This window comes from Serratia sp. LACPHL-BACT-2024-00286 (assembly GCF_043109535.1).
GTDB lineage: Bacteria > Pseudomonadota > Gammaproteobacteria > Enterobacterales > Enterobacteriaceae > Serratia > Serratia sarumanii.
Genome location: NZ_JBICNA010000004.1, coordinates 63,758 through 74,268, shown reverse-complemented (window position 1 = coordinate 74,268; position 10,511 = coordinate 63,758). Strand labels below are relative to the sequence as shown.

At 59.4% G+C, this 10,511-nt stretch carries 9 protein-coding genes and 3 tRNA genes; 6 read left to right on the top strand and 6 right to left on the bottom strand.

The window, feature by feature from the left end:
- Positions 1 to 20 precede the first annotated feature (20 nt).
- Positions 21 to 1,364 carry an amino-acid N-acetyltransferase gene (argA, locus tag ACF8MC_RS13035; RefSeq protein ID WP_049232224.1) on the bottom strand — a complete coding sequence of 448 codons (1,344 nt, stop codon included), beginning with the start codon at positions 1,362 to 1,364 and terminating at the stop codon, positions 21 to 23.
- 221 nt (positions 1,365 to 1,585) lie between these two features.
- On the opposite strand from argA, the gene amiC reads away from it, so the two are divergent.
- Both amiC and ACF8MC_RS13025 read left to right on the top strand, forming a co-directional pair.
- Positions 1,586 to 2,839: an N-acetylmuramoyl-L-alanine amidase AmiC gene (amiC, locus tag ACF8MC_RS13030; protein WP_033635752.1), complete on the top strand. Its 1,254-nt coding sequence runs from the start codon at positions 1,586 to 1,588 to the stop codon at positions 2,837 to 2,839.
- A 264-nt stretch (positions 2,840 to 3,103) separates the two neighbouring features.
- Entirely contained in the window at positions 3,104 to 4,444 is a 1,341-nt protein-coding gene (locus tag ACF8MC_RS13025) for an MFS transporter (protein WP_164105293.1), read from the top strand.
- Between the two features lie 48 nt (positions 4,445 to 4,492).
- Here ACF8MC_RS13025 and ACF8MC_RS13020 read toward each other — a convergent pair.
- The 3 genes from ACF8MC_RS13020 to ACF8MC_RS13010 form a co-directional block, all read right to left on the bottom strand.
- A tRNA-Met gene (locus ACF8MC_RS13020) sits at positions 4,493 to 4,569 on the bottom strand.
- Between the two features lie 65 nt (positions 4,570 to 4,634).
- Positions 4,635 to 4,711: transfer RNA gene (locus ACF8MC_RS13015), tRNA-Met, on the bottom strand.
- 58 nt (positions 4,712 to 4,769) lie between these two features.
- Positions 4,770 to 4,846: transfer RNA gene (locus ACF8MC_RS13010), tRNA-Met, on the bottom strand.
- Positions 4,847 to 5,062: 216 nt separating this feature from the next.
- Between ACF8MC_RS13010 and mltA the strand changes: the two genes are divergently transcribed.
- Positions 5,063 to 6,199 carry a murein transglycosylase A gene (gene mltA / locus ACF8MC_RS13005; protein WP_164105750.1) on the top strand — a complete coding sequence of 379 codons (1,137 nt, stop codon included), beginning with the start codon at positions 5,063 to 5,065 and terminating at the stop codon, positions 6,197 to 6,199.
- Positions 6,200 to 6,283: 84 nt separating this feature from the next.
- Positions 6,284 to 7,090 (top strand): tRNA cyclic N6-threonylcarbamoyladenosine(37) synthase TcdA, encoded by an 807-nt coding sequence (gene tcdA, locus ACF8MC_RS13000; protein WP_004931886.1) that lies wholly within the window; start codon positions 6,284 to 6,286, stop codon positions 7,088 to 7,090.
- Here the strand turns inward: tcdA and csdE are convergent.
- Positions 7,081 to 7,515, bottom strand: coding sequence for a cysteine desulfurase sulfur acceptor subunit CsdE (csdE, locus tag ACF8MC_RS12995; protein WP_049235398.1), 435 nt, complete (start codon positions 7,513 to 7,515; stop codon positions 7,081 to 7,083). The genes tcdA and csdE overlap by 10 nt on opposite strands.
- Before the next feature lie 19 nt (positions 7,516 to 7,534).
- Complete coding sequence (gene csdA, locus ACF8MC_RS12990; protein ID WP_164105749.1) at positions 7,535 to 8,740, bottom strand: cysteine desulfurase CsdA; 1,206 nt, start codon at positions 8,738 to 8,740, stop codon at positions 7,535 to 7,537.
- Between the two features lie 196 nt (positions 8,741 to 8,936).
- Here csdA and ACF8MC_RS12985 point away from each other — a divergent pair, with 196 nt between their 5' ends.
- The gene (locus ACF8MC_RS12985) at positions 8,937 to 9,161 is read left to right on the top strand and encodes a YgdI/YgdR family lipoprotein (RefSeq protein WP_025304050.1); all 225 of its coding nucleotides are present in this window, start codon (positions 8,937 to 8,939) and stop codon (positions 9,159 to 9,161) included.
- Positions 9,162 to 9,546: 385 nt separating this feature from the next.
- Positions 9,547 to 10,464: a transcriptional regulator GcvA gene (locus tag ACF8MC_RS12980; protein ID WP_025304049.1), complete on the top strand. Its 918-nt coding sequence runs from the start codon at positions 9,547 to 9,549 to the stop codon at positions 10,462 to 10,464.
- The last annotated feature ends 47 nt before the right edge of the window (positions 10,465 to 10,511 follow it).

Sequence of the window (10,511 nt, the reverse complement as noted above, 5' to 3'; positions counted from 1 at the left end):
AACGGCCGCGCCCGCAGGGATTACAGATCCGCCAGCAGAATTTTGGAGCGGCGCTGGTAGTTGTACAACGCCTGTTTCTGCATCGGCAGCACGTCGACCTCCGCCGGGGTAAAGCCACGCTCCTGGAACCAGTGGATGCTGCGGGTGGTCAGCACGAACAGCTTCTTCAGCCCCATCTGCCGCGCCTGATTTTCTACCCGCTGCAGCAGCATCTCGCCGCGCGATGAGCTGCGGTAATCGGGGTGTACCGCCACACAGGCCATCTCACCGATTTTTTCCTCCAAGAACGGGTACAGCGCCGCGCAGGCGATGGTCAGGTTGTCGCGTTCGATAATGGTGAACTTGTCGATTTCCATCTCCAGCTGTTCACGCGAACGGCGCACCAGAATACCCTGCTGCTCGAGTGGCCGAATCAGCTCCAGGATGCCGCCGATGTCGTTGATCGTCGCCCGGCGCACCTGTTCGGCGCTCTCCATCACGATTTGGGTGCCGATGCCGTCGCGCGAGAACAGCTCCTGCACCAGCGCGCCGTCCTCTTGATAGCTGATCAGGTGGCTGCGGCGCACGCCGCTGCGGCAGCCTTTCACCGCGCCGCGCAGGAAGCGCACGGTGCCGGAATGGTAATCGCCGCCTTCTTCCAGCTCTTCAAGGCGCTTTTGCGCGTCGTTGGGGAACAGCTCGGAAAGGATGTTACCCTCCGCGTCGGTCACGCCCTGCGAGGAGCAGAAGCCGATCATTTTTTCCGCTTTCAGCTTGATTGCCAGCTGGGTGGCCACTTCTTCCGAGGTCAGGTTGAAGCTCTCGCCGGTAACGGAAACCGCGACCGGGCCGATCAGCACGATGGCGTTGCTGTCGAGCTGACGGTGGATCGCGTCTTCATCGATGCGGCGAATGCGGCCGCTGTGACAGTAGTCGATACCGTCATCGATGCCCAGTGGTTGCGCGATGATGAAGTTGCCGCTGACCACGTTGATATGCGCGCCCTGCAGCGGCGTATTGTTGAGGCTCATCGACAGCCGGGCGGTGATGTCGAGCTGCAACAAACCGGCGGCCTGCTTGACCAACTCCAGCGTATGGGCGTCAGTTACCCGCGTGTGCTTGTGGTAGATCGGCTCAAAGTTATGCTGCGCCAGGTTGGCGTCGATCTGCGGCCGCGCGCCGTAAACCACCACCAGGCGAATGCCCAGACTATGCAGCAGCCCGATATCATTGACGATGTTGGAGAAATTCTCGTGTTCGATGGCTTCCCCGCCGAGCATGATGACAAACGTTTTGCCGCGGTGGGCGTTGATATAGGGGACTGAGTGACGGAATCCTTGCACCAGCTCTGTACTACGTTCCTTCACGACAAACCTCTTTTGCATATTTATACGGTATTTTTGTATTTTTATTCTTTTATGGCGCCGATGGCAAGCGAGAAATCATCATGAAGAGTGGGCTAAGGGCGCTAAATCGTTAATAAATTGAAAAACCATAAAAAGATTTTCTGATGACAGGGCTGGAATGATTGGTTAAAGTTTTCGGCATCCCCATTTTATTGATGTTTTTTTCATCTGTTGTAAACAGCTATTACTGCCGGAGCCGCATGCCAAACTCTAATCACAATCTGGGCCGCCGTCGTTTATTACAGGGCGTTGCCGCCAGCTGGTTGCTGAGTGTGAGTCGCACGGGCTTCGCCGCGTCATCGCACGTGATCGCCGTGCGCGTCTGGCCATCCTCCACCTATACCCGCGTCACGCTGGAATCCAACGTCGAGCTGAAATACAAGCAGTTTGCCCTGACCAATCCCGATCGCGTGGTGGTGGATATCGAAGGCGTCCACCTCAACAGCGTGCTGAAAGGCATCGCTGGGCAGGTGCGCGCCGACGATCCGTATCTCAAGCAGGCGCGCGTCGGCCAGTTCGATCAGAATACCGTGCGGCTGGTGCTGGAGCTCAAGCAGAGCGTTAGCCCGCATATTTTCACGCTGGCGCCGGTGCCGGAGTATCGCAACCGTCTGGTGATGGATCTCTATCCGACCAAGGGCAGCAGCGGCGGTGAGGAGTATGATCCGCTGCTGGCGTTACTGGAAGATTACAACAAGGGCGATCTGGAGCGCACGCTGCCGCCGGAAGCGCCGCAGGCCGGCAAGGCGGGGCGCGATCGGCCGATTGTCATCATGCTGGATCCCGGCCACGGCGGCGAAGATCCCGGCGCTATCGGCAAGTACAAGACGCGCGAGAAAGACATTGTGTTGCAGATTGCCCGCAAGCTGAGCGCCATGATCAAGCGCGAGCCGAACATGAAAGTGTTCATGACACGCAACGAAGACGTGTTTATCCCGCTCAAGGTGCGCGTCGCCAAGGCGCGCAAGCAGCGCGCGGATCTGTTCGTTTCTATTCACGCCGACGCCTTCACCAGCCGCGCCGCGCGCGGTTCGTCGGTGTTCGCGCTGTCCACCAAGGGCGCCACCAGCTCGGCGGCCAAGTTCCTGGCGCAGACGCAGAACGCCTCGGACCAAATCGGCGGCGTCAGCAAGAGCGGCGACCGTTATCTCGACCACACCATGTTCGATCTGATCCAGACCGCGACCATCAACGACAGCCTGAAGTTCGGCAAGGAAGTGTTGAATCGGATGGGGAAAATCAACCGGCTGCACAAGAATCGCGTCGATCAGGCCGGTTTTGCGGTGTTAAAGGCGCCGGATATCCCGTCGATTCTGGTGGAGACGGCGTTTATCAGCAATATCGAAGAGGAGCGCAAGCTGCGCACCAGCCATTTCCAGCAGCAGGTGGCGGAGTCGATTCTGGCGGGCATCAAGGCTTATTTCGCCAACGGCGGCGCGCTGGCGAGCCGATAAACGCCCTCATCATTTTCTCACATGGCAACCTCCCGCTCGGGGGGAGGGATGTTGCCGCTTGAAATCCACCGCTGCGTATTTGCCCCCTCAACCCCCAGACTCTCACCCTGAGAGTGCTCCTGCAAGAGAAAATCGGACCGACAACAAGATTGCGTGAACGGCAGATTGACAGTTAATAAAATTTATATTTTTATAAAAAATAAATTTTATGGCGATATGTCGTAAACGCCCCGACTCGTTTTTGCTGAACTGATGGGAGGCTCCGTGCCGCTAGAGACCCTGGAAGGAAAAAACGGTATTCAAACGATGATCGACCACGTGGGCACGCGCGGCCGCCAGATTCGTTTGCTGGTTTTGTGCGCGCTTTGCCTGATGTGCGACGGCTTTGATATTCAGGCCATGGGGTATGCCGGGCCGGCGATTCGGGAAGAGTGGGGGCTGGAAACCGCACGGCTCGGCCCGGTGTTCAGCGCCGGTCTGGCAGGCATCGCCATCGGCGCCTTCATGTTGGGCTGGCTTGCCGATCGGATCGGCCGCAGGCCCGCCATTTTATTGGCGACGTTGGTTTTTGGCGCGTTTACGCTCTGTTCGGCTTTTGCGCAGAATGTCGATCAACTGTTAGCGCTGCGCTTTGTGGCGGGCATCGCGTTGGGGGGCGTGATGCCGAACTGTATTGCGCTGGTTGTTGAATACAGCCCGAGCCGTCAGCGCGCGACCTATATCACCGCAATCACCTGCTTTTTTGCGATCGGCGGCGGGCTTGGCGGCATTGCAGCCGCCACGCTGATCCCGCCCTTTGGCTGGCGTGCCGTCTTTCTGCTCGGCGGCCTGTTGCCGATGTTGTTGGCGCTGGCTATGTGGTTCTATTTGCCCGAGTCCGCACAATGGTTGTTGAAATGCGGAGGGAAGGAGAGGGCGGTTCGCACGCTGTTGCAGCAGATGTTCCCGTCACAGCGAGTGCGGGAGGTCGATCTCTCGGTCAGCCAGGCAGAAGCAACACCGGACAAGGCGAGCGTGCTGGATCTGTTTCGGGAGCGGCGGACGACGTTTACGCTGCTGTTGTGGCTGGTGAATTTTATGAACCTTATCGATCTGTACTTTCTGGCCAACTGGCTGCCCACCTTAATGCGGGACGCCGGCCTGACGTTGGAGACGGCGAATCTGGCTACCGGAACGTTACAGTTTGGTGGGGTGCTGGGTACGCTGGCCTTGGGGCGTCTGATCGACAAGTTTGGCGCCTACAGCGTGCTTATCACCGGTTTTTCCGTTGCCACGGTGTCGATAGCGGCGATCGGTGTTGATCCGAGCAATCTACTGCTGCTTTTCAGCGCCATTTTTATCACAGGTATTTTTGTTGTCGGCGGTATGCCGGGGGTGAACACGTTGGCGGCGGGCAGTTACCCGACCTTCTTGCGTTCAACCGGGCTGGGGTGGGGGTTGGGCATTGGTCGGGGGGCGTCGATGCTTGGCCCGCTCCTGGGAGCGGCATTGATCGCCCGACATTGGCTGGCGTCAGACCTGTTGTTGCTGGCGGCGGTGCCGGCGATGATATCGGCTATGGCGATAGCACTAATGTGGTGGAAAAACGTAAAAAATGATGACTGAGGTAAAACAGAGAGTGAAATACGAGAATTGATCGAGGACGACCGAAATTGGTTGCGGGGGCCGGATTTGAACCGACGACCTTCGGGTTATGAGCCCGACGAGCTACCAGGCTGCTCCACCCCGCGTCCGTCTTGATGCTGTATTACTACGAACCACCGTTTCATGTTATGCCGCTGGTACGACATTCGGTTGGTTGCGGGGGCCGGATTTGAACCGACGACCTTCGGGTTATGAGCCCGACGAGCTACCAGGCTGCTCCACCCCGCGTCCGTGTAATACTTTGTTATCGAAGCCAAACGCAAAATACCGCCGCTGCGGCATCGGTTGGTTGCGGGGGCCGGATTTGAACCGACGACCTTCGGGTTATGAGCCCGACGAGCTACCAGGCTGCTCCACCCCGCGTCCGATGGATGCGCACTATACTCTCCATGCGTTTTGTTGCAAACCCTTTTTGCATTTTATTGGCCTAAACCCGTTTTTCTGCTGAATTTGCCCGCAATTTGCCTTCTTTTTCATCACCATCCTCCGTGCGGCTTTTTTTATTTGCAGCGATTCCTTTATCAATGAGCGTTTGTTATCGTTCAGCCGGTAGATCATATCAGTTTGAGAGTGTGCGCGATGAAAGGACGTTGGGGCAAATACCTGCTGGGCGGGTTTATGGTGGCGGTGTTGGCGGGCTGTTCGTCCAAGCCGACCGATCGGGGTCAGCAATATAAAGACGGCCGTCTGGATCAGTCGCTGGAGCTGGTCAATCAGCCCAACGCCAAAGGTTCGCCGGTCAACGCCAAGGATTATTCGGATCAGCTGATGGAGATCAAGTACGCGTCGCCTTCGCTGTTCAACCGCAACAACGGCACCTATCAGGCGGTACAAAATTGGATGGCGTCCGGCGCCGACACGCGCATGCTGAGCCAGTACGGCCTCAGCGCTTACCAGATGGAAGGCGTCGACAATTACGGCAACGTGCAGTTTACCGGCTACTACACGCCGGTGGTGCAGGCGCGCTATACCCAACAGGGCGAGTTCCGCTATCCGCTGTACCGCATGCCGCCGAAGGGCAGGGGCCGCTTGCCGGATCGCGCGGGCATCTATTCCGGCGCGCTCGACGATCGCTATATCATCGCTTACACCAACTCGCTGATGGACAACTTCATGATGGAAGTCCAGGGCAGCGGCTATGTCGACTACGGCAACGGCCAGCCGCTGGTGTTCTTCGGCTACGGCGGCAAGAACGGCCACGCCTATCGCAGCATCGGCAAGGTGCTGATCGATCGCGGCGAAGTGGCCAAGGCGGACATGTCGATGCAGGCGATCCGTCAGTGGGCGGATACCCACAGCGCCGCAGAGGTGCGTGAGCTGCTGGAGCAAAACCCATCGTTCGTGTTCTTCCGCCCGGAAGCTTTTGCGCCGGTGAGAGGCGCCAGCGCGGTGCCGCTGATCGCCAAAGCCTCGGTGGCCTCCGATCGTTCGCTGATCCCGGCGGGCACCACGCTGCTGGCCGAAGTGCCGCTGCTGGACAACAAGGGTAAATTCACGGGAAAATACGAGATGCGTCTGATGGTCGCGCTCGACGTGGGCGGCGCCATCAAGGGCCAGCATTTTGACATGTATCAGGGCATCGGGCCGGAAGCCGGCCACTCGGCGGGGTACTACAACCACTACGGCCGCGTCTGGGTGCTGAAGAACAACGGCGGCGGTCAGCTGTTCAGCGCCAATCAGTCAAACGGCGGCGGTTCGTTGCTGGCCACCCGGTAAACGCATACGGCGTGAAAAGAGTGACCCGCAAGGGCCGGATTTTCCGGCCCTTATCATTTGCATTACGAAGGTAATTAAAGCGTTATGAGCACAGCTTATTCGGAAGCCTATCTGCAGCGTTTCGGCGGCACGGCGCGGTTGTACGGCCAGCAGGCGCTGGCGGTGTTCGCGCAGGCGCACGTCTGCGTGATCGGCATCGGCGGCGTGGGTTCCTGGGCGGCTGAGGCGCTGGCGCGCACCGGCATCGGCGCCATCACCCTGATCGATATGGATGATGTTTGCGTCACCAATACCAACCGCCAGATCCACGCGTTGCGCCAACACGTCGGGCAATCGAAAACCGAGGTGATGGCGGAGCGTATCCTGGCGATTAACCCGGAATGCCGGGTGACCTGCATCGACGATTTCATCACCCCGGACAACGTCGCCGAGCTGCTGGATCATAACTTCAGCTACGTCATCGACGCGATCGACAGCGTGCGGCCGAAGGCGGCGTTGCTGTCATACTGCCGCCGCTTCAAGATCCCGGTGGTGACCACCGGCGGCGCCGGCGGGCAGATTGACCCGACCAAGATCGAAGTGGCCGATCTGGCGAAAACCATCCAGGATCCGCTGGCCGCCAAGCTGCGCGAGCGGCTGAAGCACGATTTCAACGTGGTGAAAAACGGCAAGGGCAAGCTGGGCATCGACTGCGTCTTCTCCAGCGAGCCGCTGGTTTATCCGCAGCCGGACGGTTCGGTGTGCGCTTCACGCAGCACGGCGGAAGGGCCGAAAAGAATGGATTGCAGCGCGGGGTTCGGCGCGGCGACCATGGTCACCGCTACTTTCGGCTTCGTCGCCGTGTCGCACGCGCTGAAAAAGATGGTGGCGAAGGCGGCGCGTCAGGCGTAACGGGCGGCGATCGCCTTGACGGCGGCGGCCAATGCCGCCAGGCCGCCGGCGCGGGTGGCGCTCAGCTGGGCGCGCAGCGCTAACCGGTCGAACAGCGCCAGCGGATCCAATGCGGCGATCTGCTGCGGCGTTTTCCCTTCCACTTCGATCAGCAGCACCGCCAGCAGGCCGCGCACGATGCGGCCTTCGCTGTCGCCATAGAAGTGCAGCGTGCCGTCTTCCAGCAACTGGTGCCCCAACCAGACGCGGTTTTCACAGCCGCTCAACGCCATTTCTTCACTACGCAAGGCCTCCGGCAGCGGCGGCAGCCGTTTCGCGAGCATAATCAGCTGGCGGTAGCGATCTTCCCACTGTTTCAGCGTGCTGAAGGTGGCGATCAACGCCTCGGCGGTGACCTCTCGGCCAAAAGGATGGGGGGCGAGCATAGCATCTCCGGGAATCAAGTCAGTCGGCCAGCAGATCGAGGGCGTGAGTCAACGCGCTGACCAGCGTATCGACGTCCTGTTGCGTATTGTAGGGGGCGAACGACGCGCGCAGCGTGCCGCTGACGCCCAACGCCGCCATCAGCGGCTGCGCGCAGTGTTGGCCGGCGCGCAGCGCAATGCCTTGCTCCGCCAGCAGGGTGACGATGTCGCTGTGGTGCACGCCGGCGATGTCGAACGCCAGCAGGCTGGAGCCGGAGCTGCGGAAGCTGCGAAAGCCCGGCAACTGTGCCAGCCGCTGTTCCGCCTGGTCCGCCAGCTCGCGGCTGTAGCGCTCCGCCGCCGCCATGTCCTGTTCGCTGAGCCAGGTGAGCGCCGCGGCCAACCCCAGCACGCCGGCGATGTTTGGCGTGCCGGCTTCGAAGCGATGCGGCGGCTTTTGCGGGGTAAAGCCGTCGAACGATGCCTGGGTCAGCATCTTGCCGCCGCCTTGCCAGGGTGCCATCTGCGCCAGCAGCTCGGCTTTGCCGTACAGCGCGCCGATGCCGGTCGGCCCATACAGCTTGTGGCCGGAAAAGGCGTAGAAATCGATGTCGAGCAGCCGTACGTCGGCCGGGCCGTGAACCACGCCCTGTGCGCCGTCGATCATCACGCGTGCGCCGGCGGCATGCGCCATCGCGATCGCCGGCGCCAGATCCGGGCAGCCGCCGGTGACGTTGGACATTTGCCCCAGCGCCAACAGGCGGGTGTTGTCGTTGAGCAGGGTGGGCAGCTGCGTCAAATCCGGCAACCGATCGGCGCCGATCGGCAGTTTCACCACCCGCGCGCCGGTTTGTTCCGCCACCATCAGCCAGGGGATCAGGTTGGCGTGGTGTTCCGCTTCGCTCACCAGAATTTCATCGCCCGGCTGCAGACGCGGACGCAGGTAGCTCTGCGCCACCAGGTTGATCGCTTCGGTGGTGCCGCGCGTCCAGACGATGTCGTCGGCCGACGGCGCATTGATCAACTGCGCCACCTGGCTGCGCGCCTGCTCGAAGCGGGCGGTCAGATCCTGCGCCGCCCGATGCTGGCTGCGGTGCACGGTGGCGGCGTCATCGCGATAAAATTGCTGCGTGGCGTCGATCACCGCCTGCGGTTTTAACGCGGTGGCGGCGCTGTCCAGATAGATGCCGTCCTGCGCGAGCGCGGGAAACTGTTGGCGAAAAAGGCTGGGGTTAAAAGGCGTCATACCCTGATTGTCACTGGCTTGAGTCGATGGGTGATCCTGTCCTATTTTGCCGTCGGAGACAAGCGATCCTGCCTATTAGGACTTATCGCCTGGCAAAATTGGGAAAGTTTGTTATGCTATTAAATGTGCGCTTATTAATCGCATCTATACACATAAAAGGTATTTATCAGCATTTAAAACTAAAAAGGAGTCCTCAATGAAGAAAACAGCCGCAGTTCTCTCTGCCCTGATGCTTACGTTCACCCTGGCCGCCTGTTCCAGCAATTACGTGATGCATACCAATGACGGACGCACCATTGTCGCTGACGGCAAGCCAAAAGTGGACAACGATACCGGCATGATCAGCTATAAAGACGCCAACGGCGTCGAGCAGCAGATCAACCGCGCCGATGTGAAAGAGATGGTTGAAAGCAACCAGTAACCGTCAGGCAAAAAAAAGCACCGCAAGTTTTGCGGTGCTGCATAAAATCACTATGGACAGACAGGGTAAATGTACAGGAAGTGAAAAAACAGTAGCCTAGCTACCATGTCCGGAATCGCCGGACAATTTGCAAACACAACATCACAACCACAAGCCAAAAGTTCATCGGCGTCCTCGACACCCACTCCCTTTTCGTTCCGGCCCGGGAAGTGCCGCCACTATAGGTATTTGCTGGCGCATCCTCAACGGACAAATTATAATGGCTCGGATTAAAAAAACTAATGGCAATACGCCGTTAGCGTTTACCGATGGCTTGCCACACAAAGCCGCCCGATTTTCGGCGCCGAATCATTCGGATTAATGTTACACAAAAGTAGCTAATTTAATGTCTAAACGCTTACCTCCCCTCAATGCGCTGCGCGTGTTCGATGCGGCCGCTCGCCACCTGAGTTTCACCAAGGCGGCGGAAGAGCTGTTCGTGACCCAGGCCGCGGTGAGCCACCAGATCAAGTCGCTGGAGGACTTCCTCGGGCTGAAGCTGTTTCGCCGGCGTAACCGCTCGCTGCTGCTGACCGAAGAGGGGCAAAGTTACTACCTCGATATCAAGGAGATCTTCTCTTCGATCAACGAGGCGACGCGCAAGCTGCAGGCGCGCAGCGCCAAGGGGGCATTGACCGTCAGTTTGCCGCCGAGCTTCGCCATTCAGTGGCTGGTGCCGCGCCTGTCCGGCTTTAACTCAGCTTATCCGGGGATCGACGTGCGCATCCAGGCGGTGGATCGCGAAGAAGACAAGCTGGCGGACGACGTCGACGTGGCGATTTTCTACGGCCGCGGCAACTGGCCGGGGCTGCGCGCCGAGCGCCTGTATGCGGAATATCTGCTGCCGGTGTGTTCGCCGAGCCTGCTGACCGGCGATCATCCGCTGAAAACCGCAGAGGATCTGGCTTATCATACGCTGCTGCATGACGTTTCACGCCGCGACTGGCTGGCCTATACGCGCCAGCTGGGGTTGCAGCACATTAATGTGCAGCAGGGGCCGATCTTCAGCCATAGCGCGATGGTGGTGCAGGCGGCGGTGCACGGCCAGGGCGTGGCGCTGGTGAACAATGTGATGGCGCAAACCGAGATCGAAGCCGGTCGCCTGGTGTGCCCGTTCAACGATGTGCTGGTCAGTAAAAACGCTTTTTATCTGGTATGTCATGACAGCCAGGCAGAACTGGGTAAAATAGCCGCCTTCCGGCAGTGGATCCTAGCGCGCGCCGCCAGCGAACAAGAGAAGTTCCGCTTCCGCTACGAACAATAAGACCGGCCGCCGCCTTGCCGCGGCCGGTGATTTTAAATGGGATAAAT

What these genes read in the sequence shown, in the direction of transcription:
- argA (WP_049232224.1), bottom strand. Translation starts at nt 1,364, where the DNA reads ATGCAAAAGAGGTTTGTCGTGAAGGAACGTAGTACAGAGCTGGTGCAA.
- amiC (WP_033635752.1), top strand. Translation starts at nt 1,586, where the DNA reads ATGCCAAACTCTAATCACAATCTGGGCCGCCGTCGTTTATTACAGGGC.
- mltA (WP_164105750.1), top strand. Translation starts at nt 5,063, where the DNA reads ATGAAAGGACGTTGGGGCAAATACCTGCTGGGCGGGTTTATGGTGGCG.
- tcdA (WP_004931886.1), top strand. Translation starts at nt 6,284, where the DNA reads ATGAGCACAGCTTATTCGGAAGCCTATCTGCAGCGTTTCGGCGGCACG.
- csdE (WP_049235398.1), bottom strand. Translation starts at nt 7,515, where the DNA reads ATGCTCGCCCCCCATCCTTTTGGCCGAGAGGTCACCGCCGAGGCGTTG.
- csdA (WP_164105749.1), bottom strand. Translation starts at nt 8,740, where the DNA reads ATGACGCCTTTTAACCCCAGCCTTTTTCGCCAACAGTTTCCCGCGCTC.
- ACF8MC_RS12985 (WP_025304050.1), top strand. Translation starts at nt 8,937, where the DNA reads ATGAAGAAAACAGCCGCAGTTCTCTCTGCCCTGATGCTTACGTTCACC.
- ACF8MC_RS12980 (WP_025304049.1), top strand. Translation starts at nt 9,547, where the DNA reads ATGTCTAAACGCTTACCTCCCCTCAATGCGCTGCGCGTGTTCGATGCG.